Annotated in this window: 18 protein-coding genes; 8 read left to right on the top strand and 10 right to left on the bottom strand. The window is 70.9% G+C overall.

Going from position 1 to position 22,009, the window contains the following annotated elements; genetic code table 11:
- Nucleotides 1-127: 127 nt before the first annotated feature.
- The gene (locus ACZ7L5_RS09925) at nucleotides 128-2,371 is read right to left on the bottom strand and encodes a glycoside hydrolase family 9 protein (RefSeq protein WP_471515896.1); all 2,244 of its coding nucleotides are present in this window, start codon (nucleotides 2,369-2,371) and stop codon (nucleotides 128-130) included.
- 150 nt (nucleotides 2,372-2,521) lie between these two features.
- The gene (locus tag ACZ7L5_RS09930) at nucleotides 2,522-5,629 is read right to left on the bottom strand and encodes a glycoside hydrolase family 2 TIM barrel-domain containing protein (RefSeq protein ID WP_471515899.1); all 3,108 of its coding nucleotides are present in this window, start codon (nucleotides 5,627-5,629) and stop codon (nucleotides 2,522-2,524) included.
- 190 nt (nucleotides 5,630-5,819) lie between these two features.
- Here ACZ7L5_RS09930 and ACZ7L5_RS09935 point away from each other — a divergent pair, with 190 nt between their 5' ends.
- On the top strand, nucleotides 5,820-8,198 hold the full coding sequence (locus ACZ7L5_RS09935) for a SpoIIE family protein phosphatase (protein WP_471515901.1): 2,379 nt from the start codon (nucleotides 5,820-5,822) through the stop codon (nucleotides 8,196-8,198).
- A 52-nt stretch (nucleotides 8,199-8,250) separates the two neighbouring features.
- Nucleotides 8,251-8,937, top strand: a complete 687-nt coding sequence (locus tag ACZ7L5_RS09940; RefSeq protein WP_471515903.1) for a DUF4232 domain-containing protein — start codon at nucleotides 8,251-8,253, stop codon at nucleotides 8,935-8,937.
- Between the two features lie 16 nt (nucleotides 8,938-8,953).
- On the opposite strand, the gene ACZ7L5_RS09945 is transcribed toward ACZ7L5_RS09940, so the two are convergent.
- Together ACZ7L5_RS09945 and ACZ7L5_RS09950 are read right to left on the bottom strand one after the other, a co-directional pair.
- Entirely contained in the window at nucleotides 8,954-11,200 is a 2,247-nt protein-coding gene (locus tag ACZ7L5_RS09945; RefSeq protein ID WP_471515905.1) for a ricin-type beta-trefoil lectin domain protein, read from the bottom strand.
- A 346-nt stretch (nucleotides 11,201-11,546) separates the two neighbouring features.
- Entirely contained in the window at nucleotides 11,547-12,488 is a 942-nt protein-coding gene (locus ACZ7L5_RS09950; protein WP_471515907.1) for a helix-turn-helix domain-containing protein, read from the bottom strand.
- Between the two features lie 64 nt (nucleotides 12,489-12,552).
- Here ACZ7L5_RS09950 and ACZ7L5_RS09955 point away from each other — a divergent pair, with 64 nt between their 5' ends.
- Entirely contained in the window at nucleotides 12,553-13,374 is an 822-nt protein-coding gene (locus ACZ7L5_RS09955) for a phytanoyl-CoA dioxygenase family protein (protein ID WP_471515909.1), read from the top strand.
- 27 nt (nucleotides 13,375-13,401) lie between these two features.
- On the opposite strand, the gene ACZ7L5_RS09960 is transcribed toward ACZ7L5_RS09955, so the two are convergent.
- The 3 genes from ACZ7L5_RS09960 to ACZ7L5_RS09970 all read right to left on the bottom strand — a co-directional run bounded on the left by ACZ7L5_RS09960 (nucleotide 13,402) and on the right by ACZ7L5_RS09970 (nucleotide 15,506).
- Nucleotides 13,402-14,370: an aldo/keto reductase gene (locus tag ACZ7L5_RS09960; RefSeq protein WP_471515911.1), complete on the bottom strand. Its 969-nt coding sequence runs from the start codon at nucleotides 14,368-14,370 to the stop codon at nucleotides 13,402-13,404.
- A gap of 112 nt (nucleotides 14,371-14,482) precedes the next feature.
- On the bottom strand, nucleotides 14,483-15,016 hold the full coding sequence (locus ACZ7L5_RS09965; RefSeq protein WP_471515913.1) for a flavoprotein: 534 nt from the start codon (nucleotides 15,014-15,016) through the stop codon (nucleotides 14,483-14,485).
- Between the two features lie 31 nt (nucleotides 15,017-15,047).
- Nucleotides 15,048-15,506, bottom strand: a complete 459-nt coding sequence (locus ACZ7L5_RS09970) for a nuclear transport factor 2 family protein (RefSeq protein WP_471515915.1) — start codon at nucleotides 15,504-15,506, stop codon at nucleotides 15,048-15,050.
- Between the two features lie 107 nt (nucleotides 15,507-15,613).
- Between ACZ7L5_RS09970 and ACZ7L5_RS09975 the strand changes: the two genes are divergently transcribed.
- Entirely contained in the window at nucleotides 15,614-16,168 is a 555-nt protein-coding gene (locus ACZ7L5_RS09975) for a TetR/AcrR family transcriptional regulator (RefSeq protein ID WP_471515917.1), read from the top strand.
- Between the two features lie 347 nt (nucleotides 16,169-16,515).
- Here the strand turns inward: ACZ7L5_RS09975 and ACZ7L5_RS09980 are convergent, their stop codons facing one another.
- Together ACZ7L5_RS09980 and ACZ7L5_RS09985 are read right to left on the bottom strand one after the other, a co-directional pair.
- Entirely contained in the window at nucleotides 16,516-16,716 is a 201-nt protein-coding gene (locus tag ACZ7L5_RS09980) for a ferredoxin (RefSeq protein WP_328884236.1), read from the bottom strand.
- Between the two features lie 51 nt (nucleotides 16,717-16,767).
- Nucleotides 16,768-17,976, bottom strand: a complete 1,209-nt coding sequence (locus tag ACZ7L5_RS09985; protein WP_471515919.1) for a cytochrome P450 — start codon at nucleotides 17,974-17,976, stop codon at nucleotides 16,768-16,770.
- Nucleotides 17,977-18,305: 329 nt separating this feature from the next.
- Here ACZ7L5_RS09985 and ACZ7L5_RS09990 point away from each other — a divergent pair, with 329 nt between their 5' ends.
- Together ACZ7L5_RS09990 and ACZ7L5_RS09995 are read left to right on the top strand one after the other, a co-directional pair.
- Nucleotides 18,306-18,932, top strand: coding sequence for a LysE family transporter (locus ACZ7L5_RS09990; RefSeq protein WP_471515921.1), 627 nt, complete (start codon nucleotides 18,306-18,308; stop codon nucleotides 18,930-18,932).
- Nucleotides 18,933-19,014: 82 nt separating this feature from the next.
- Nucleotides 19,015-19,464, top strand: coding sequence for a nitroreductase family deazaflavin-dependent oxidoreductase (locus ACZ7L5_RS09995; RefSeq protein WP_471515923.1), 450 nt, complete (start codon nucleotides 19,015-19,017; stop codon nucleotides 19,462-19,464).
- A gap of 108 nt (nucleotides 19,465-19,572) precedes the next feature.
- On the opposite strand, the gene ACZ7L5_RS10000 is transcribed toward ACZ7L5_RS09995, so the two are convergent.
- Nucleotides 19,573-20,544 carry a cation diffusion facilitator family transporter gene (locus ACZ7L5_RS10000; RefSeq protein ID WP_471515925.1) on the bottom strand — a complete coding sequence of 324 codons (972 nt, stop codon included), beginning with the start codon at nucleotides 20,542-20,544 and terminating at the stop codon, nucleotides 19,573-19,575.
- A 120-nt stretch (nucleotides 20,545-20,664) separates the two neighbouring features.
- Here ACZ7L5_RS10000 and ACZ7L5_RS10005 point away from each other — a divergent pair, with 120 nt between their 5' ends.
- Complete coding sequence (locus ACZ7L5_RS10005; RefSeq protein ID WP_471515927.1) at nucleotides 20,665-21,669, top strand: glutathione S-transferase family protein; 1,005 nt, start codon at nucleotides 20,665-20,667, stop codon at nucleotides 21,667-21,669.
- A gap of 24 nt (nucleotides 21,670-21,693) precedes the next feature.
- The gene (locus ACZ7L5_RS10010; RefSeq protein ID WP_471515929.1) at nucleotides 21,694-22,005 is read left to right on the top strand and encodes a DUF4235 domain-containing protein; all 312 of its coding nucleotides are present in this window, start codon (nucleotides 21,694-21,696) and stop codon (nucleotides 22,003-22,005) included.
- The last annotated feature ends 4 nt before the right edge of the window (nucleotides 22,006-22,009 follow it).

Below are 22,009 nucleotides of genomic sequence, written 5' to 3' on the forward strand. Positions count from 1 at the left end.
GTCCGGCGGCGGCGTGGGCCCAAAAAAGACTCCCCCAACAAAACCCCCCCCTCGCCCCCCTCTTTTTCTCTCTTCCCCCCCCCTCTCTTTTTCTCCCCCCCCCCCCCCCCCACGACCCGGCTGGGGGCTATCCCTGATCGGCCACGAAGGAGGCCATCCGGGTCAGGGCCGAGTTCCAGTTGATCGTGTGCTCGTTCGTCGACCAGGACTGGATGTCGTCGATGTAGCAGAACTGACCGACACAGCCCTGGAGTTTGCTCTGTGCGTAGGGGTCCTGGATGCTCGAGTTCGGCCCGCCGGCGAGCGTGCCGACCGGCGGATTCGGCTGGCGCGGGTCGAGCTGATGGGCATACCAACGAGCGTGCTGGTTACGGGAGTTGACCTCGCCGTAGCCGGTCACGTACGAGATGTTCAACGCGTTGCGGCCGAGCAGACAGTCCATGCTCTGCACCGCGCCGTCGCGGTACTTCGAGGCACCCGTGATGTCGTAGGCGGTCGCGATGACGACGGCGTTGTGCAGGATCTGGTGGTTGGATCCCCAGTCGTAGAGGTTCTCCGGCGGGGCGTAGGGCATGCCGTACGCCTGTGACTTCAGCGTGGCCACATAGCCGTCCGCTCCCTTGATCACGGACTGGCGCACCTTGTCCCGGCCGGGCAGCCCGCTCGGCACGGTCGCGAGGTCCAGCCGGGCCGCTGCCGCCGTCCTGGCCCAGTCGTAGCCGAGGGGGCCGAAGATGTCGGCCGTGTGCGCCGGGGAGTTGAGGACGTGATCCGCGAACTCCTTTTCACCGGTGCTGAGATACAGCTCGGCCGCGGCCCAGTAGAACTCGTCGGTGACGTTGTTGTCGGCGTAGGTGCCGCCGCCGATGCCGTCGCTCTCGGAGGCGTACCGGTCGGGATGCGCGAGCGCCGCCGCCCACGCCTTCCGTGCGGCCGCGAGGGTCTTCGCCGCGAACTCCTTGTCGTACGGCCGGTACAGGCGCGCGGCCTGCGCGGCCGTCGCCGCCAGGTTCAGGGTCGCCGCGGTGGACGGCGGATGCAGTTCCCGCTTCTGCGGGTCGTCGCTCGGCAGCAGCGGCAGACCCGTCCACTGCTCGTCGTGGATCTTGTGATGGGCCATGCCGGCCAGCGGCTGCCCCGCGGGCACCTGCATCTTCAGCAGGAACTCCAGCTCCCAGCGGACTTCGTCGAGGATGTCCGGCACCTTGTTGCCGCTCTCCGGGATGGCAAGGGTGCCGTCACGCAGCTTGTTCGGTTCCCCGGTGCGGGCCAGCCGTTCGCGTTCGTACGTGCTCAGCAGCTCCCACACGGAGATGCCGCCGTTGACGACGTACTTGCCGTGGTCGCCGGCGTCGTACCAGCCGCCGGTGACATCGAGCCGGTAGTCGCAGACGCCCGGTTGGCAGGGCACGTTGCCGTCGCCCTGGTTGGGTGCGACGCCTATGTGTCCGGCGGGGCGGGCGTAGCCCGGGCGCAGGTCGTCGCGGATCGCGATGCCGCTGCGCTGCGTGTAGTAGTACTTCACGGCGTCCAGGCGCAGCCGCTCGTAGGCGGCCGTCCCGATGCCGAAGGGACGGCTCGTCTCCCCGTCGGCGACGAGCGTGAAGCCCTCACCCTGCTTGCGGTAGGCGCCGAAGTCGATGGAGTGGACGTTCTGCGCGGAGGAGGCGTCGGTGCCGCGCGGCACGGTCCAGCCGTGCGCGACGACGGTCCCGGAGGCGTTCTTGAGCTGCCAGGAGAGCTTCCCGGTCGCGTCGGTGACCAGCGTGGCGTTCTTCGGCCCGGCGGGCAGATACGCGACCTGGTTCACCCGCACCCGGGGCCCGGTGTCCGGCTCGTACACCTCGGGCGGGACACCGCCCAGCAGCGAGACGTCGTCCATGCAGAAGCGCCACGCGTCCGTGCTGCCGCCGAGTTGGAAGGCGACCTGGCCCTGCGGGGTGTCGACGGGCGAGGTGAAGGTGTACGCGTAGGAGTTCCCGGAGACGCTCAGCTGCGGCGTCACCTCGAAGTAGGTGTCGTACGGCGCCGCCGACAGACCGACGACCGCCCGCACGGCATGCCCCTCGGGCGAGCCGTTCGCGGTGAAGGAGAAGCGGTACGACTCCCCCTTCACCAGGGCGATGTCGTTCTGTCCGACGGCCGCGTCCCAGGGGTTGGCGGTGCCGCCGGGCACGTCGGCGCAGAGCTGCCCGTCGGACAGGCCGGCGGTGACGTTGCTGCTCGCCCACCACGGCTCGGTGGTGGTGTCGAAGGTGCCGTTCTTGAGCTGCTCGACCTCGTCGGCGCCGGCCGGTGCGGCCGGGAGTGCGATCAGTCCCGCCGCCAGCAGGGCCGTCAGGGACAACAGGGTGGTTCTGCGTCGTTTCACGTCTGGGCTCCTCGGGGGAGGTACGGGTGACGCTCACGATGGGAGCGCTCCCAGAGGCGGACGCAGCCATGTTTGTTGGCGACATGACACCCCGTCAACGGTTCTGACGGGAACCGGTGGGACCGGTCCCCGTCCGGACCGCTCACCGCCTCAGCTCGTCGGCACCTCCAGCCTGCTGATGCGCACCGCCCCTCGCGTCTCCCCCGGATGAGCGCTGACCAGGTTGAGCCGCACCCGGGACCCGCGTGCCGCGTCGAAGGTGATGACGGTCGCCGCGTCCGAGGCAGTGGCCCACTCCACGGCCGCCCCCTCCACCAGCACATACCGCCGACCGTCCCACACCTCGGCCACCACCGACGCGGGCAGCGTGTGCGTCGCGTCGACGGTGAAGGCGGCCTCCACCCGGTCGAAGGTCCGCGTCCGCCCGAAGTCCACCAGGACCCAGTCCTCGGGCCGGGCTACGTCGAAGGCGGGCAGCAGAGCCGTGGCCGCCTTGGAGAAACCGTTGGACCAGCCGGTGGCAGGGTCGCCGTCGAGCATCGCGGCCGGGAGCGTGTCCGGGCGGCCGGAGTAACTGGCGTCTGCGTACGGGTAGTCCGGGGGCGTCGGAGGGTCCGGCTCGAACACCGTGGCCGGGGTGAGCGACGCCGACCGTACCGGAGTCGTCCGCACAGCCACACTGCCCGTGCGCAGCCCCTCGGCCCGTGCGGTCACCTTCAGAGCGCCCGCCTTCGTGCCGGACCTCACGATCGCCAGCGCCTTGCCGTGGAATGCCGTACGCGTACTGGCCTGGTAGCGCTCGGCGCTCTCCTCCCGCCCGTTGTCGAGCCCGGCGAGCGAACCTCCCGTCACCTCGAAGGCGATCAGGTCCTCGGCGTCGGGCACCACGACGCCACGGGCGTCGACGACCTCGGCGGTCACGAAGAGCAGCGAACGGCCGTCGGCGGCAAGGGACTTGCGGTCGGCACGCAACCGCACGGCCTTCGGTGCGCCGGCGGTGCGCAGCACGTCGGTGACGACCGCCTTGCCGCCCTTGCGGGCCACGGCTTTCAACTCCCCCGCCTCGTACGGCACTTTCCAGGTGAGGTGGAGTTTGCCCGCGCTGCCGTTGGGGCTGGTGTAGCTGCCGGGGTAGGGGCCGTCGGTGAAGGTCTTGTCGTCGCCGGTCGCCTCGGTGGTCTCCAGGTAGGTCCGGCCGTCGAGGGTCTGCTTGGTGTCGAACGTCCGCGTGCCGAGGGACTTCCCGTTGAGGAACAGCTCCACGGTGTCGACGTTGGAGTACGCCCACACCTCGACCGTGTCGCCCTCCTCGTGGTTCCAGGTCATCGGCACCAGGTGGACCATCGGCTCGCTGATCCACTGGCTCCGGAAGAGGTGGTACATGTCCTTCGGGAAGCCGGCCGTGTCGACCGCGCCGAAGAAGGAGGCCTTCACCGGGAAGACGTCGTACGGCGTGGGTTCGCCGAGGTAGTCGATGCCCGACCACAGGAACTGCCCGGCGAACCACTTCCGGTCCCGGTCCTTCTTGTGCCCGTACTCGCCGCTCATGGTCCAGGAGGCGAGGTTGTTGTCGTACGAGGAGGTCGCACGCCTGCCCGGCGTGTGGTTCTCGCCGGTGTTGAGGCGGTCGGGCTCCTGGTATGTCCCGCGCGTGGACGTCTCGGAGGACGACTCCGACTCGAAGAGGACCAGATGCGGGTAGGCGTCGTGCAACTGGTCCACCGACTGGGCGCTGTTGTAGTTCAGTCCGAGCCCGTCCAGCTTGGCCAGCATCAGGTCGGCCGCCGAGCCCTTGGCGGGGAGCCGGCGGTACTTGTCGGAGCCGATGACGAGCGGACGGGTGTCGTCGGCGGCCTTGATGGCGTCGATGATCCGGTCGGCCATGGCGAGACCGGCGGTGGACGTGGAGTCGGGGACCTCGTTGCCGATCGACCACATCAGGACGGCCGGCGAGTTGCGTGCCGCCAGCACCATCTCGGTGGCGTCGCGTTCGGCCCACTCGTCGAAGAAACGACCGTAGTCGTAGCGGGTCTTGCCGGTCCTCCAGCAGTCGAACGCCTCCACCAGCATCACGATGCCCAACTCCTCGCAGCCCTGGATCATCTCCGGCGAGGGCGGGTTGTGGGACGTGCGGAAGGCGTTGACGCCCATCGACTTCATGATGGTCAACTGCCGGCGGACGGCGTCGATGCTGACGGCCGCGCCGAGGGCGCCCAGGTCGTGATGGAGATCGACGCCCTTGATCTTGCTGTGGGCGCCGTTGAGGTGGAAGCCCTCGTCCGGGTCGAAGCGGAAGGTGCGGAAGCCGAAGGGCGTGCGACAGGTGTCGGTGACTCTGCCGCCGACGCGTAGGTCGGTCCTCAGGGTGTAGCGGTGGTGCGGGGTCTCGAAGTCCCACAACTTCGGTGCGAGGACGGTGAGTTCATGGGTTTCGGTCGCCTTGTCGGTGACGGCGATCGTGGAGGACGTACGCGCGACCGTACGGCCGCCGGGGTCGACGACCCGCGAGACGACCTCGACGTCCCTGCCGCCGCCGGACGCGTTCACCACCGAGGTACGGACGTGGACGACGCCCCGCTTCCCGGTGATCTCCGGCGTGGTGACGTACGTACCCCAGCGCTCCACGTGCACCGGCTCGGTGACGACCAGGCGGGCCTCGCGGTAGATGCCGCTGCCCGAGTACCAGCGGCTGCTGGGCAGCCGGTTCTGCACCTTGACCGCGAGCACGTTCTCGGTGGTGCCGTCGGTGTGCAGCAGGTCCGTGAGGTCGAAGGCGAAGCCGGTGTACCCGTAGGGGTGGCGGCCGGCCTCCTTGCCGTTGCAGTGGACGTACGAGTCCATGTAGACGCCGTCGAACTCCACCGATATCCGCTTGCCCGCGAGGGAGGGCGGCAGGGTGAAGGCGAGGCGGTACCAGCCGAGGCCGCCGGGGAAGAAGCCGGTGCCGCTGGTGGTGCCGTGCTCGGTGGTCGGGGCGAACTCGATGCTCCAGTCGTGCGGCACCGCGACCTCGCGCCACTCCGAGTCGTCGTAACCGGGCTGGGCGGCGTCGGCGTAGGCACCGGTGGGGTCGGTGATGCCGCCCGGGTTCACGAGGGCGAAGCGCCAGCCGTCGCGCAGGGGGACGGTTCGGCGGCCGGACGCGGCGGGGCCGGCCCCCGTCGTCTCGGCGGCCTGCGCCGGCGGGGTGCTCGGCAGCGCTCCGGCCGCCGGAGCGGCCGTGGCGGCGAGCAGTAACGATCTTCGAGTGACTGTCATGGCGGCTCTCCCTCATCAGGACCCAGAAGTACTCACAAGCGATCGCGAACAAACGGATTCTGACGGGACGCGATGCCGGGCAGTCAAGGGTGCGCACGATTGTTCCGGTACGGGCGAGTCGCCGACGCACTAGGCTGGAGCCCAACTGACACGCTTGTTCACCGTGAGTGTGCGCGTTGGAGTGGCGAGCATGAGCCCGGAGTATCCGTTCGACGAGGCCGCGACGGCCCGGGCGGTCATCGACGACGACGGTGTGCTCGTCGAGTGGGGCGCCGGCGCCGAGCGGCTGCTGGGCCACCGGGCCGCCGACGTCGTGGGGCGCCCCGCCGCGGAGCTCCTGGCCGACCGGCAGGGCAGCGACCCCCCGCCGGGCGACCGCTGGGACGGCATCCTCACCCTGCGCCGCCGCGACGGCGGCACGCACTCCGTGTGGGCGCTCGCCCACCGTGTACGGCCGGAGCGCGGCGGCCCCTTTCGCTGGCTCGTGGTCACGCCGCTCGAAGGGCAGGGCACCCGTCCGCCGGACGATCCGCTGGACCATGTCGGGCTCCTCGACTCGCCCTGCGCCATCGCGATCTATGACGAACGGCTCCGGCTGCGCAGGATCAACGACGTCATGGCGGAGGTCCTCCATCTCTCCGAGGAGCATGTGCGGGGGCTGCGGGCGCCCGAGCTGACCGGCAGACGTCAGAGCTACGACATCGAGCGGCACCTTCTTCGCGTGCTCACCACGGGCCAGGGCACCGACGTACGGACCTACGTCCCGGTCGGCGGTGACCGGACGCACGCATGGCTGGCGCGCATGGCCCCGATCACCGATGCCAAGGGGCGGGTACGCGGCGTGTCCGTCGCCGCGCACGACTTCACCGAGCAGTACATGGCCCAGGAGCGGCTGCAGCTGGTGAACGAGGCCAGCGTCCGCATCGGCACCACCCTCGACGTCACACGCACGGCGCAGGAGCTGGCGGACATCTGCGTCCCCGCGCTCGCCGACTTCGTCAGCATCGATCTACTGGACCCGCCGGAGCACGGCGGCGAAGCACCCACCGGCCGGCCGACCGCCCCGATCAGCCTGCGCCGCGCAGCCCACCGGTCCATCAACACGGGCGACCCCGAAGCCGTGATCGAGCCGGGTCATGTGGATGTCTATCCGACCCCGTCGCCCCAGGCGGACGCACTCCTTGCGGGCCACACCATCGTGGCCTCGACCTCGACCGACGACCTCACGCAGTGGCTCTCCTGGGACCCCGAACGCGCCGAGCGCATCCAGGCGTACGGCATCCACACCACCATGTCGGTACCGATCCAGGCCCGCGGGACCACCCTCGGGGTCGCCGTGCTCAGCCGGTTCGAGAACCCCGAGCCGTTCACGCCCGACGACGTGCTGCTGGCCGAGGAGGTCACGGCACGCGCGGCCGTCTGCATCGACAACGCCCGCCGCTACTCCCGCGAACGCGAGACCGCCCTGGCCCTGCAGCGCAGTCTGCTGCCCCGGTCCCTGCCGCGCACCGCCGCGCTCGAAGCGGCCTCGCGCTACCTCCCGGCGGCGCGCTCCGGCGTGGGCGGCGACTGGTTCGACGTGATCCCGCTGTCGGGGATGCGGGTGGCGATGGTCGTCGGGGACGTGGTCGGCCACGGCGTCCAGGCCTCGGCCACCATGGGCCGGCTGCGCACCGCCGTGCGCACCCTGGCCGACATCGACCTCGCGCCCGACGAGCTGCTGACCCACCTCGACGACCTGGTCGTACGGCTGTCCGACGAGGCGGGCACCGAGGGCAGCTCCGGCGACGTCGGCGCCACCTGTCTGTACGCCGTGTACGACCCCGTCTCCCGGCGCTGCACGCTGGCCCGGGCCGGGCACCCCTCGCCCGTCATGGTCCCGCCCGGCGGCGAGCCGCGGGAGATCGAGCTGCCCGCCGGCCCGCCGCTGGGCCTGGGCGGGCTGCCGTTCGAGTCCGCGGAGATCGAGCTGCGCGAGGGCACGGTGCTGTCCTTCTACACCGACGGCCTGATCGAGACCCGGGTGCGTGATGTCGACGCCAGCCACGCGCTTCTCTGCGAAGCGCTGGCGGCCTCCTCCGGCTCGCTGGAAGAGACCTGCGACCGCGTCCTGAGCGCCCTGCTTCCGGCGGGGGGCGTCCCGGACGACGTGGCCCTGCTGCTGGCCCGCACTCAGGGGCTGCCCGCCTCCCGGGTCGCGACCTGGGACATCCCGGCGGACCCGGCGCTGGTCGCACCCATCCGCAAGCAGGTGCTGGAGCAGCTCGACATCTGGAATCTGAGCGAGGCGTCGTTCACGGCCGAGTTGGTCGTGAGCGAGCTGGTGACCAATGCCATCCGCTACGGCATCCACCCCATCCGGCTCCGGCTGATCCATGATGCGCGGACGCTGATCTGCGAGGTGTCCGACACCAGCCACACGGCACCGCATCTGCGCCGCGCCAAGACCTTCGACGAGGGTGGCCGCGGACTGCTGCTGGTCGCTCAGCTGACCCAGCGCTGGGGCAGCCGGCACACGGCGGACGGCAAGACCATCTGGGCGGAGATCGGGCTCCTCGGCGAGGTGTGACTCCTTGAGGTCGGGTGACTACTCGGCCCGAAAACGGGGATTCGTGACAGACATGGGACGTGCACGGACACTCCACCCCTCGCACCGGGCGACTCCCCTCGTGAGCGCCCTCGCGCTGGTGACCCTGCTGGCCGCATGCGCCGACGGCGGCGACTCCACGGGCACGGCACAGACACCGGCCGGCACGAGCAGCCGTACGACCGGACCGCCCACGGCCGACACCGGAAGCCCCACCACGGGGCCCGGCACGACCGGGCCTGCCACGACCGGGACGGGCCCCGCCGACACCGGCAGTCCTGTGACCCAGTCGGGCGCCGCCGCCCCGCGCTGCCACACCTCCGAACTGCGCGCAAAGATCGGCCGCCCCAGTCCGGGCGCCGGACAGCGCAACTTCCCGATCGTGCTGACCAATACGACCGACCGCACCTGCACGGTCCGCGGCTACCCCGGTGCCGCCTTCGTGGACGCGTCCGGGAAGCAGCTCGGCCCGGACCCGAAGCGCTCCCCCGACACGCCCACGGCCGTCACGCTGGCCCCGGGCCGAAGCTCCTGGGCGGGGCTGTCCTTCGCCAGCCCCGAGATCAGCGGGGCCCGTACGGCCCTGCCGGCGGCGCTGCTCGTGACGCCGCCCGACGAGCGGGAGTCGATCGAGGTGGCGTGGACGGCGGGTGAGGTGCCCGTGGCCGGCAACGAGTCCTCGGTGCGGCTGACGGTGTTCCAGCCCGGCACCGGCGGCTGATCAGTCGGACTTCGGTTCAGCGGCGACCGCCACCGCCGTATCCATAGCCGCCGTATCCGTCGTAGCCGCCATACCCCCCGTAGCCGCCATATCCGCCGGACCCCCCGTACCCGCCGCCGGACCAGCCGTTCTGGCCGCCCGACGAGCAGGAGTACGGGTAGGAGTAGCAGGACGCGTCGGTCGGGGTCGGGCTCGTGGTCGTCGGCTGCGACGCCGTCGGCGTTGCGGACGGGGTCGGCTCGGGCGTCGGCGTCCTCGACGGCCGGGGGGTGGGGGTCGGGTCGGCCGTCTTCACGCTCTCCGCCTCCGAGTCCCAGTTGACCACCTCCAGTTGGAGCTCCGGCTTCGAGGTGTCGACCACCCAGTGCTGGGCGTCGCTGTCGTCCTCGCGGGTCTTGAGGACCAGCGCGCCCGAACCGTCGGTGGCGGCGGGGCTCAGGGCGAGGTCCTGGTCGAAGCGCGGGACCAGGGTGCCCTGGAGTGTGAAGTCGTAGCGGACGTTCTTGGTCGCCGAGTCGGTGGCACCCGTGCAGGGGGCCAGCCGGACCGAGTAGCCGAGGTGGGAGTCGAGGCACAGATCGGGGTTCGCGCCGCTGCGCACCAGTCCGTCGGTCTCGTACGACCACTGCTGACCGGCCGCCGCCGAGGAGCACTTGGTGAGTTCGGTCTCCGCGTTTTTGACGGCCTTCCCGCCGACGACGCCGACACAGAGCCCGGACCCGATGTTGTAGAGCCGGCCTTGCAACTCGCCCTTCGCGGCCTCGGCGGCGCCCGCCCAGGAGGGGTTGCTGGTGGCGGAGCCCGTGCCGGGGCCGGGAGTCTCGGTGGGGCGGTCGTTCGCGGTGGGAGCGGAACCGTCCCCGGAATCGTTCGTGGACCAGATGACGAGCGGGAGGACGACGAGGGCGCTGACGGTCGCGACGGCCGCGGTGAGGTTGCGGCGCCGGGCGGCACGACGGGCGGCCTTGAGGGCCACACGCCCGGTGCAGGTGCGGGTGGCGCCGGAACGCGGGGCGGTGGCGGAGTCCGCTTTGCGAGCCGTCCTGCGGGCGGCCCTGCCGGTGGTCCGGGGGCCGGCCTCCGCAGGGGAGGACACCATGGCCGGGGCGGCGAAGGGCTCGCCCGCAGGGGCCGAGGGCTCGCCTGCCGCGGTGAAGGGCTCACCGGCAGGAGCGGCGGGCCGGCCCGGGAAGGCCGATGCCTCTGAGGCAGGGGCCGGCGGCTCACCACCGCCGGCGAAGCTCTCTGCGGCAGGGGCACGGCGGCTTCGGCCCGCAGCGGCACGGGAATTCATCGGAGAGACGGGAGCACTTCCCGGGGCGGCGGCAGAGGCATTTCCCGGTGGCGCGAAAGCGGCGGCGCCGTCCGCGAAGAACGACTCGCCGACGATCGGCGGTGCCGCGGCCGGCTCCGCCCCGGCCGGTTCCTCGGCCTGTCTCGCTCTCGACTCCAGATAGTCCCGCGCACCCCAGCCGAGCACCGCCTCCGCGAGTGCGGGGCCGAGTCCGTCGTTGAAGAAGCTGAGCTGGCCCGCGGCGTCGCTGCAGTGCCCGCAGCGGTCCAGGTGCCCGCGCAGGTCGGGGTCGACGTCGACGCCGCCGCGCCGGTACGTCACGTCCAGCATCCGCAAGTACTGCCGGCACTCGTGCTCGGGGGCGAGCTCACGGTGGACCTGGAGGCACTCCTCGCGCAACCGCTCGTTGGCGCGGCCCAGTTCGAGGCGGGCGGACTCCGCGTCCAGGCCGAGGAGGGCGGCCGGTACGGCGAGCGGTTCGGCCTCGACCTCGGTGTGCCACAGCAGACAGCGGGCCGACTGGGGAAGCCGCTGGAACGCGCCTGACAGCAGCCGGCGGTTCGCGGGCGGCAGCATCCGGGCGACCACGCGCTCGGCGCCCTCCGCCTCGGACTGCAGCGCGGGGTGGAGCAACTCCCGCCTGCGGTCGGTGTCCCACTCGGCCGCTATACGGCGCACGGTGACGAGGAGCTGGGGGCGCCAAGCTGCCGTCGGGCCGGTTTGTCGCAGCGTTTCACCGAAAAGCCGGGTGAATGCCGCGGTGGTGAGCATTCCCGCGGACCGGGCGTCGGCGGTGCACAGCCGTGCGTAGGCGAATCCCGCTTCCCAGTGCCTGTCGAGGAGTTCACCAACGGGATGCAGCGCCGGCGTCACCCCCGTCCACTTCTTCAGCTCGGCGCTCAGTTGAGCATCCGTCACATCAAAGAGGCGGGCGTCGCTGGGGGAATTCGACAGGCCTGCGTCACGCACGGCGGCATTCCTCCGGAGGGCATGCGGCATTGAAGGTCCATACCAATGAGTATGCTCCGGACGCGGCTCTTGTGAAGCGCGGGCGCGGGGGGAGCGAGACACACCTTTGCACAGGTCAGGGACAGAGAACAACCGGTTCCGGTTTTTGCGCATTGCGTGCCCGGCGATCACTATTTGACGAGCGGTCAATAAGCCCCCTCGGCATTGCGGCCTATCGGCAAGGCAATTGGAAACGGTATTCACTCAACGCCCTTTCGGGCCGCGACCCGGGAACCATTGAGCAGGTGATCTCCGACTTTTTTGCCTGGTCATACGGACGCATCCGCCTTCACCGCTCCTTCACAAGTCACGCGCCAACCATTGGGCCTGTGCCCCGGTAGGCGCCCGGCGGTCTCCCGTACCGGGCACGGAACACGCGGTTGAAGTGAAACGGGCTGGCGAACCCCGAGGCGACCGCAACGCGTTCCACGGACAGGTCGGTGCTCTCCAGCAGCCGGGCGGCGTGCCGCAGCCGCGCCTCGCGCAACACGCGCATCGGGGACTGCCCGAGCTGCTGGGTGAAGAGGTGGGCGAAACGGGAGGGCGAGAGCGCGACGTGCTCGGCGAGCGAGCGGACGGTGTGCGGGGCGGCCGGGTCGGCGACGATCAGCGCCTGCGCGCGGCGCACCCGGGCGTCCACGCCGGGCCGGGGCGGCTGGGTCCGCGCGGTGCCCGTGCCGCCCGCGGCGAGCAGGACGACCTCCTCCAGGGAGCACAGGGCGAGCTCGCGAGCCGCGGTGCCGTGGGCCACGGCGACCGACTCCTCCCCCGGCTGCTCCCCCGGTGCCGTCACCGGCGGCGCCTCCGTACCCGTCCATCGGGCGTCGTCGAGCATCCGGTGAAACGCCGCCTCGACACGGCCGTGCACGGCGTCCGGCGTCGGCGCGACGACGTACATCCCCGCACCGGCGTCGTACGGGCGCAGCCAGGAGCGCCAGGAGGGGCGGGCCTGGCAGTGCACCCACCAGAAGGCCCAGTGCGGCGCGCCCGGGGCCACCCCGTAGCCGTGCGCGACGCCCGGTGCCAGCACCACCAGGTCCCCCGCCCCGGCACGCGCCTCGGCGCTCCCGTGCCGCAGGCGGCCCTGGCCGCCGGTCGTCCAGGTGAACAGCCAGCTGTCGGCTCCTCGCGGCCGGCTGATCCCGTACCCCGGCGGCTGGTCGAAGTGACCGACCACCACCAGGCCCGGCGGCGGTGCGGGGTCGCCGGATGCAGCAGTCTCGGGCAATCCGTCAGCGCTCACAGTCATCCCCCTCGGGCAGGTGTCGGCCTAGCGTGGTCTGTGTGAGGACGACTGACCGAGGAGTGGACGAATGACAGCCACGGACATGGGCGCCCCCGACGCCCCCATCCTGCCCGAGGCCGGGCTCCGCCGGTTCCGCGAGGACGGCTTCACAGTCGTGCGCGGACTGTTCGGCCGCGACGAGATCGACCGGTTGTGCACCCGGTTCGCTGCGCTGCACGCGGCCGGTCCGGTGCCCGGGCACTTCGAGCCGCGTCCGTCCGACAGCGACCCGCTGCGGGCGTACCCGAGGGTGATGCACCCGCACGAGATCGACGCGCTGTCCCTGCGGGTGCTGCTCGACGCCCGGCTGCGCGGTGTGCTGGAGGTGCTGCTCGGGGAGGAGGTGCTGGCGGCACAGAGCATGTTCTACTTCAAGCCGCCGGGTGCCCGGGGGCAGGCGCTGCACCAGGACAACTTCTATCTGCGGGTCGAGCCGGGCACCTGTGTGGCGGCGTGGATCGCCTGCGATGTGATCGACCGGGACAACGGCGGGCTCGAAGTCGTCCCCGGCACGCACGAGATGGATGTGTTCTGCCCGGAAACGGCGGACGCCGAGGTATCCTTCGCCCGGGAGTACGTCCCGCCGCCGCCCGGTCTGACGGCCGTGCCCGTCGACATGGAACCGGGGGACGTCCTGTTCTTCAACGGCAGCCTCGTGCACGGTTCACAGCCCAACGGCACGCGGGACCGGTTCCGCCGTTCGTTCATCGGCCACTACGTGGGGCGGTCGGCCGAGCGGATCGGCGAGCACTATCGGACTCTGTCGATGAGCGGAGCTCGTGTGCCGCTGGCCGAAAGTGAAGGGGCGGGCCCGTGCGGCACCGAGTTCGCGCCGCACGGGCCCCACTAGGCGGTGAACCATTCGCTCACCGAGTGGTCAGTGACCGATGACCGGATGCGGCGCATACGGCTGCTGGAGCTCCTCCAACTCCTTCTCGGTGAGCTGCAGTTCGACCGCGGCCGCCGCGTCCGCCAGGTGCTGCGGCTTTGCGGCGCCGATGATCGGAGCCGTCACCGCGTCCTGGTGCAGCACCCAGGCGAGGGCGACCTGGGCGCGCGGAACGCCGCGTTCGTTCGCCACGCGGGTGACGGCCTCGACGACGACCCGGTCGCTGTCGACGTACAGCCGGCTGCCGAAGTTGTCGCTCGCGCTGCGGTCGGTGACCGTGCCCCAGTCGCGGGTGAGCCGGCCGCGCGCCAACGGGCTCCACGGCAGCACGCCGACGCCCTGGTCGGCACAGAGCGGCAGCATCTCGCGCTCCTCCTCGCGGTAGAGGAGGTTGTAGTAGTTCTGCATGGAGACGAACTTCGTCCAACCGTGCCGCTCGGCCGTGTACTGCATCTTGGAGAACTGCCAGGCGTACATCGAACTCGCCCCGATGTAACGCACCTTGCCCGCCTTGACCAGGTCGTGCAGCGCCTCCATCGTCTCCTCGACCGGGGTGTGCTGGTCGAAGCGGTGGATCTGGTACAGGTCGACGTAGTCGGTGCCGAGGCGGGCGAGGCTGTGGTCGATCTCGGTCATGATGGCCTTGCGGGAGAGCCCGGCGCCGTTCGCCCCGGGCCGCATCCGGCCGTTGACCTTCGTGGCCAGCACGATCTCGTCCCGGCGGGCGAAGTCGCGCAGCGCCTTGCCGACGATCTCCTCGCTGGTGCCGTCGGAGTAGACGTTCGCGGTGTCGAAGAAGTTGATACCGGCGTCGAGCGCCTGCCGGATCAACGGCCGTGACGCCTCCTCGTCGAGGGTCCACTCGTGCGCACCGCGGTCGGGGAGCCCGTAGGTCATGCAGCCCAGACAGATCCGCGACACGTCCAGGCCCGTCGAACCGAGCTTCACGTACTGCATCGTTGCTGCTCCTGCCTTCGGGATGGGGTATCAGGGGGAGCGTACGTGGTCGGGTGCGGGCGACGCCGGTTCCGTCCGGGGCGTCCCGCGGGTTCTCGTCATCGGGCCGCGGCTAGCCGCGATCGAGCAGATCGAGCGCCCGCTCCCACCCGAACTCCGGCCGCCCGCCGTCCTCTCCCGCCTCGCCGGAGTACGGTTCCCCGAAGCGCACGCCCATCCCTCGCAGCCGTATCAGGCTGTCCCCGTAGGCGGGATGGGCGGTGAGCGCGTCGGCGACGCAGGGGAGCACGGCGACGGGGACGCCGAGGCCGGACGCCTCGCACAGGGTGCCCAGGGCGAGGGTGTCGGCGATGCCGGCGGCCCACTTGTTGATCGTGTTGAAGGTGGCCGGGGCGACGACGACGGCGTCCGGCGGGGGGAAGGGACGCGGGTCGGCGGGCGTGCGCCAGGCCGAACGGATCGGGCGGCCGGTCTGGGCCCCTACGGCCGCGGTGTCGAAGAAGCCGTTCATGGCGACCGGGGTCGCGATGACGCCGACCTCCCAGTCCCGCTCCTGCGCGGCGGTGATCAGCTTGCTGACGTCCGCGGCGATCCCGGCGGCGCAGACGACGACGTAGAGGAAGGGTTTCTGGGCCTGTTGGGTCACCCGGGAACCCTACTCAACCTCCTCAACGGGCCTACCGCAACGGGAAGGTGAGCCCTCGCTCGTTCTCCGGCCGGGGGCCGAAGATCCGGCGGTCCTTCTCCTCGATCGACACGTCGTTGATGCTCGCCTCGCGCCGGGTCATCAGCCCGTGCTCGTCGAACTCCCACAACTCGTTGCCGTACGACCGCCACCACCGGCCGTCGGCGTCCTGGCACTCGTATTGGAAGCGGACCGCGATGCGGTCGCCGTCGAAGGCCCACAGGTCCTTGCGCAGCGCGTACTCCCGCTCGCGGGCCCACTTGGCGGTGAGGAGCTCGACGATCTCGGCGCGGCCGGTGACGAAGGTGTCGCGGTTGCGCCAGACGGAGTCCTCCGAGTAGGCGAGCGCCACCTTGTGCGGGTCGCGGGTGTTCCAGGCGTCCTCGGCGGCCTGCACCTTCTGTGCGGCGCTCTCGCGGGTGAACGGCGGCAGGGGCGGTCGGTCGGTCATGTCGTCCTCCGGGGTCGGATCGGCTGGAGAGACCGGGAGAACGTGCGTTCTCCCGCTGGCTGCTACCGTAGGAGAACGCTCGTTCTCAAGTCAAGGAGAGGTCGTACATGGACAGCTCAACCGCCCGGGTGCAGGCACTGGACGCCGCGGAGAAGCTGTTCTACGGCCGTGGCATCCAGTCCGTCGGCATGGACGACATCCGGGGCGCGTCCGGGGTCTCGCTGAAGCGCCTCTACCAGCTCTTCCCGGCGAAGGAGCAGCTGGTCGAGGCATACCTGGAGCGACGGGACGTGCGCTGGCGCGGGCAGCTCGCCGCCTACGTGGAGGAGCGGCAAACGAACCCCGAGCAGCGACTCCTGGCCGTCTTCGACTGGCTGGAGGAGTGGTTCGGCGAGGCGGACTTCCGCGGGTGCGCCTGGATCAATTCGTACGGCGAACTGGGCGCCCGGTCGGAGCGGGTGGCGGAGCAGGTCCGGGCACACAAGCAGGCCTTCCGGGACTACCTCGGCTCACTGGCGACGGCAGCGGGACTGCCCGACGCCCTGGCGGGGCAGCTGTACCTGCTGGCCGAGGGCGCCATGGTGACGGCAGGCATCACGGGCAGTACACGACCGGCGGCCGAAGCCCGGGAGGCGGCGCGAGCACTGCTGGCGGCCCGCTAGGGCCCGGCTCGGCCTGCACCGCCAGATCGGCGAGGCGTTCCCGCCGGCACCCGACGACCACCCGGACGGACCACCGCAGCCCTGCCGCCAAACGCCGCGACTGAGCTGCGGGCCAACCAGGCCCTGATGAATGCGGCAGGCATCACGGGCAGCACACGACCGGCGGCCGAGACCCGGGAGGCAGCGCGAGCACTGCTGGCGGCACGCTCGGGCCCGGTCGGTAGGCACCGCCAGGTCGGCGAGGCGGTCCCGCCGGCACCCGGCGTCCGCCGGACCGACCCCGCAGCCCTGCCGCCGAATGCGGCGACAGAGCTGCGGCAACCGGGCCCTGATGAATGCGTCAGGTGTCAACTCCCCGTTTCCGACACGGTGATGGCGCTGACCGGGCAGGCCCGGGCGGCCTCCCGCACCATGGGGTCGCCGCCGCCGTCCTCGCGGCCGGGGATCAGGGCACTGAAGCCGTCGTCGTCCTGGGTGAAGACGGACGGGGCGACCAGGGCGCACTGGCCGGCGCCGACGCAGAGGTCGTGATCGATGTCGATGTGCATGTCGTCTGTTTCGCGCGTTTCGCGCGTTTCGTTGTGCATGACCGGAGCCTCTTACCAGGTCACGGGGAGTTCCAGCATCCCCTGGATCGTGTCGCCGGGTTTGAAGGGGATTTCCTCCGCGGGGACGGCAAGCCGCAGGGTCGGCAGGCGGTCGAGGAGGGTGCGCAGGGCGATCTCCATCTCGGCGCGGGCCAGGTTCTGGCCGAGGCACTGGTGGATGCCGAAGCCGAAGGCGACATGGTGGCGGGCCGGGCGATGCCAGTCCAGGGTGTCGGGGTCGGGGTAGACGGCCTCGTCGCGGTTGATGACCGAGGTCGAGAAGAGCACGCCGTCGCCCGCCCGGATCGTCTCGCCGTCCGTCTCGATGTCCTCGACGGCGACCCGCAGCAGCCCGTCGGCGATCGACAGCATCCGCATGAGCTCCTCGACCGCGGCGGGCAGCAATTCCGGGTCGGCGCGCAACTCGGCCAGGCGGTCGGGGTGTTGGAGGAGGGTGAAGGTGCCCAGGGAGATCATGTTGGCGGTCGTCTCGTGGCCCGCGACCAGCAGGATGATCGCCATGGCGATGAGCTCCTCGCGGTCCAGATCGCCGTCGCGCAGTCGCTGGTGGACGAGTTCACCCAGGACGCCGTCGGCCGCCTCCCCCTGCTTCTGCTTGCGGTCGATGAGCTCTTCGAAGTACGCCTCCATGCGGCCGCGCGCGTCCATCGAGTCGGCGGCCGTCGGCCCGCGCAGCAGCCTGCGGGACTGGCCCTCGAAGAACTCGTGGTCCGCGTAGGGGACGCCGAGCAGGGCGCAGATCACCATCGACGGCACCGGCAGGGCGAACGCGCTCACCAGCTCGGCGGGCGGCCCCTGGGCGATCATCGCGTCGATCCGCTCGTCCACGATTTCCTGGATCCGCGGGCGCAGTTCGGCGGCGCGCTTGAGGGTGAAGCTGGGGATCATCATCCGCCGCTGGACGCGGTGCTCGGGGTCGTCGACGCCCAGCAGCGCGGTCCTGCGGCGGCGGACCTCCGCGAACCGGGCGTTGGTCGCCGGGAATTCGGGCCGGTTGGGATCGGTGGACAGGCGCCGGTCGGCCAGCAGGGTGCGGGCGAGCGTGTGGCCGGTGACCAGCCAGACGAGCCGGCCGTCGTAGAGCTTCACGCGGGCCAGCGGGCGCGCGTCGCGCAGGGGGTCGTAGGCGGTGGGCGGGTGATACGGACAGGTGCGGCTCTGGGGGAAGGCGACGGTGTGGGATTCCGTCATGTCCGTCATGGAAGACCTCACAGACGAAGAGTGCGTCGTGCCGATCTTCATTAGATGCCCGGGGCATCCAATGGACGACGTCAAGTTCGGCCAGATCAGCCGCACCGGCAATCTGGCCGGGGATGGTCGCACGGAGCGGGGGAAGATCGCACAGAACTTCGATCTGGGGCCCGCCCAGCCGGAGCTACCGGAGAAATTCGCTTGTCGGCGATCGGCCGCCACCCGCAGAATCCGGCCATGCCCAAGACCATCGCCTTCCTGCCGCTGACCGACACCCTTCGCCCGGTGCCGTTCCAGCAGCAGCCCGGCCGGCCGTGGAGGCCGACGCTTCCCACGTCGTGACCGCCGCGCTCGTCGCGGGACTGCTCGCGGGTTATGGCATCGCCATCCCCGTCGGCGCGGTCGCGACCTACCTCGTCTCCCTCACCGCCCGCACATCCCTGCGGATCGGCGTCTGTGCCGCGCTCGGCGTCGCAACCGCCGACGGGCTCTACGCCCTCGTCGCCACCCTCGGCGGCTCCGCACTGGCCGCCGCGCTGCGTCCGGTGCTGGTGCCGCTGCGCTGGGCCTCCGCCCTGGTGCTGGCCGCCCTCGCGGTACGGGGCGCGGTCACCGCCGTACGCCAGTACCGCGACCACCGGCTCGCCACCGCCCGCGCCACGCCTCCTCCCCCGAGCCCGGCGCGCGCCTACCTGGCGCTGCTCGGCATCACCCTGCTCAACCCGACCACCGTGATCTACTTCGCGGCTCTCGTCCTCGGCACCCGTGCGACGGGCCCCGTACAGCCCCTGGACCAGGGCGTTTTCGTCCTGGCCGCGTTCGCCGCGTCGGCGAGCTGGCAGCTGCTGCTCGCCGGGGGCGGGGCACTGCTGGGGCGGGTGCTGACGGGGCATCGCGGGCGGCTGGTGACGGCGCTGGTGTCGAGCGGCGTGATCCTGGCGTTGGGCGTGCGGATGCTGGTGTAGTCGCCGCAGGATGAATCTTGCACGCAACGGTGTTGCAGCAGGACGTCAGTCAGTACCAGGACACGACGATGGGACCGATGCCATGCCTCTTGACGGCGAGTACGAGCCCAGCCCGACCAAGTGGGTCCGCGACCAGGTGGAGTTGTACGAGAGCTCCGGCGGCACCGAGGGCACGACGCTGCAGAACACGGGGATGCCCGTGATCCTGCTCACGACCCGGGGCGCCAAGAGCGGAAAGATCCGCAAGACGCCGCTCATGCGCGTCGAGCACGACGGCCGGTATGCCGCGGTGGCCTCGCTGGGCGGGGCACCCAAGCACCCGGTCTGGTACCACAACGTCAAGGGCGACCCCCATGTGGAGCTCCAGGACGGCCCGGTGAAGCAGGACATGAAGGCCCGCGAGATCACCGGCGCGGAAAAGGACCAGTGGTGGGAGCGGGCCGTAGCGGCGTATCCGCCGTACGCCGAGTACCAGCAGAAGACGGACCGGGTGATCCCGGTCTTCGTCCTGGAGCCGCTCGACCAGGACTGATCCGGCCCCGGGAAGGCCGGACCGGGTCTCCCGCAGGGACTGATCAGGGCTCCGGAGACTTTTTCTCCCGGGGAACGCATGAACCCCCGTTCGCCGGGCACACGTGCGTCAGGCCCCGCCGCGCTCCCCCGTCGCGGCGGGGCTTCCTTGTGCCTCGCGCGCGGAGCGTTCGGTCACGTCGAGGAAGATCTGATCCGCCTCGGCGACGGTCCGGGCGATGGACCGCTTGATGCGGACGGCGACCTCCTCCACCTGCTCGCTGTCGATCCCGGGCACCAGATCGACCCGGGCCGCCACCAGGGCCGTTTCCAGTCCTGTCTTCATCGTGAGCAGGGCTTCCACGCTGTCGATCTCGGGCTGTGCCTCCAGCAGCGCCCGTATCCGGCCGGCGGCCTCCGGGTCGGCGGCCTCCCCGATCAGCTGGTCGCGGGCGTCGCGGCCCAGGCGGTAGGCGACGAAGACGAGCAGTGCGCCGATCGCGAGCGACGCGGACGCCTCCCACACGACCTGTCCGGTGACCATGTGCAACGCCATGCCGGCGAAGGCGAGGGTCACGCCGATCACCGCCGTGCCGTCCTCGGCCACAACCGTGCGCAGGGCGGGATCACGCAGGCCGCCCGCGGCGCCGCCCTGCCGGCGTACCTGGTACAACGCCCGCAGCAGCGACAGGCCCTCGGCGACGAAGGCGACACCGAGCACGACCATGCCCGCCACATACCCGGTGAACGTCTCCTCGCCGCCACCACGCAGTGCCTCGACGCCCTGGAAGAAGGAGAAGCACCCACCCATCACGAAGATGCCGACGGCCGCGAGCAGCGACCAGAAGAAGCGCTCCTTGCCGTAGCCGAAGGGATGGCGGGCGTCGGCGGGCCGGCGGCTGCGGCGCAGGGCGGCCAGCAGGAAGACCTCGTTCAGGCTGTCCGCCACGGAGTGCGCCGCTTCCGACAGCAGCGCGGGCGACTGGGTCAGGAGTCCGCCGACCGCCTTGGCGACGGCGATGACGAGATTGGCTGCGAGAGCCACCAGAACGGTGACGCGGGTCCTGTGATCGGTCTTCGGTGCTGTGGAGGTGCTGCTCATTTGTCACTGACTGCCCCGGTCGATGGGGCTCACACCGTGCCGTCGGCGAATTTCGGGGGACTCGGTGAGATCGGGGAACCCGGCATACGGCAGACGCTTGCGGCAGAGAGGAGCCAGGTCATGAGCGGCGGGGGCAACACCGGGAAGAAATTCCAGCGGTCCAGGGCCCACTTCACGGACCGGATCACCGCGGACGGGCGGGACGGCTGGCCGGTGGAGCCGGGGCGCTACCGTCTGGTGGTCAGCCGTGCCTGCCCGTGGGCGAGCCGGTCACTGGTGTCCCGGCGGCTGCTCGGCCTGGAGGACGCCCTGTCCCTGGCCGTCGCCGACCCCATCCAGGACGACCGCAGCTGGCGCTTCACGCTGGACCCCGACGACCGTGACCCGGTGCTCGGCATCCGCTATCTCAGTGAGGCCTACGACAAGCGGGAGACCGACTACCCGGGCGGCGTCAGCGTGCCCGCCGTCGTGGACGTGCCCAGCGGCCGGCTCGTCACCAACGACTATCAGAGGATCACCATCGACCTCGCCACCGAGTGGACGGCCCTGCACCGCGAGGGGGCACCCGATCTCTATCCGGAGGGACTGCGGGACGAGATCGACGCCGTGATGGCGGACGTCTACGACGACGTCAACAACGGGGTGTACCGGGCGGGCTTCGCCACCGGGCAGCAGGAGTACGAGCACGCGTACGCGCGGCTGTTCCGGCGGCTGGAGCTGCTGTCCGAGCGACTGGCCGGGCAGCGCTATCTGGTCGGCGACACCATCACCGAGGCGGACATCCGGCTGTTCACCACTCTGGTCCGTTTCGACGCCGCCTATCACGGCCACTTCAAGTGCAACCGCTGGAAGTTGACGGAGAACCAGGTGCTGTGGGCGTACGTCCGCGACCTCTACCAGACACCGGGGTTCGGTGACACCGTCGACTTCGACCACATCAAACGGCACTACTACGAAGTCCACAGCGGCATCAACCCGACCGGAATCGTGCCCGTGGGGCCGGACCTGTCGGGCTGGCTGACGCCGCATCACCGTCAGGAGCTGGGCGGAAGGCCGTTCGGCGACGGGACACCCCCCGGGCCGGTTTCCGAGGCCGAGCGGGTACCGGCGCAAGGGCGACCCTGACCCACGAAGGAGGCGCAGACGCGCATGGCCAAGAAGAACAAGCAGAAGAAGATGAAGCTCCCCCTCGCCTACAAGCCCCTCGGATTCGCCCTCGGCTGGGCGAGCGGGGCGCTGGCCGGGCTCGCCTTCCGCAAGACCTGGATGGCGATCCGGCACGAGGAGGACGCCCCCGACGCCCTGGACCGGGAGCGCGGCTGGGGGGAGATCCTGCTCGCGGCAGCGGTCCAGGGCGCCCTGTTCGCGGCGGCGCGCAGCCTGGCGGACCGCACGGGCGCGAAGGCGATCGAGCGCTCGACGGGCGTGTGGCCGGTCAGCGAGAAGGGCGGCCGGGACTGACGGT

The organism is Streptomyces sp. NPDC107528 (assembly GCF_055639295.1).

Bases quoted from the DNA above. Each gene is read 5' to 3' on its own strand.
- ACZ7L5_RS09970 (WP_471515915.1), bottom strand. From the start codon at position 15,506: ATGACCGACCGACCGCCCCTGCCGCCGTTCACCCGCGAGAGCGCCGCA.
- ACZ7L5_RS09960 (WP_471515911.1), bottom strand. From the start codon at position 14,370: ATGCAGTACGTGAAGCTCGGTTCGACGGGCCTGGACGTGTCGCGGATC.
- ACZ7L5_RS09955 (WP_471515909.1), top strand. From the start codon at position 12,553: ATGACAGCCACGGACATGGGCGCCCCCGACGCCCCCATCCTGCCCGAG.
- ACZ7L5_RS09950 (WP_471515907.1), bottom strand. From the start codon at position 12,488: ATGACTGTGAGCGCTGACGGATTGCCCGAGACTGCTGCATCCGGCGAC.
- ACZ7L5_RS10010 (WP_471515929.1), top strand. From the start codon at position 21,694: ATGGCCAAGAAGAACAAGCAGAAGAAGATGAAGCTCCCCCTCGCCTAC.
- ACZ7L5_RS09935 (WP_471515901.1), top strand. From the start codon at position 5,820: ATGAGCCCGGAGTATCCGTTCGACGAGGCCGCGACGGCCCGGGCGGTC.
- ACZ7L5_RS09975 (WP_471515917.1), top strand. From the start codon at position 15,614: ATGGACAGCTCAACCGCCCGGGTGCAGGCACTGGACGCCGCGGAGAAG.
- ACZ7L5_RS10000 (WP_471515925.1), bottom strand. From the start codon at position 20,544: ATGAGCAGCACCTCCACAGCACCGAAGACCGATCACAGGACCCGCGTC.
- ACZ7L5_RS10005 (WP_471515927.1), top strand. From the start codon at position 20,665: ATGAGCGGCGGGGGCAACACCGGGAAGAAATTCCAGCGGTCCAGGGCC.
- ACZ7L5_RS09930 (WP_471515899.1), bottom strand. From the start codon at position 5,629: ATGACAGTCACTCGAAGATCGTTACTGCTCGCCGCCACGGCCGCTCCG.
- ACZ7L5_RS09995 (WP_471515923.1), top strand. From the start codon at position 19,015: ATGCCTCTTGACGGCGAGTACGAGCCCAGCCCGACCAAGTGGGTCCGC.
- ACZ7L5_RS09980 (WP_328884236.1), bottom strand. From the start codon at position 16,716: ATGCACATCGACATCGATCACGACCTCTGCGTCGGCGCCGGCCAGTGC.
- ACZ7L5_RS09940 (WP_471515903.1), top strand. From the start codon at position 8,251: ATGGGACGTGCACGGACACTCCACCCCTCGCACCGGGCGACTCCCCTC.
- ACZ7L5_RS09985 (WP_471515919.1), bottom strand. From the start codon at position 17,976: ATGACGGACATGACGGAATCCCACACCGTCGCCTTCCCCCAGAGCCGC.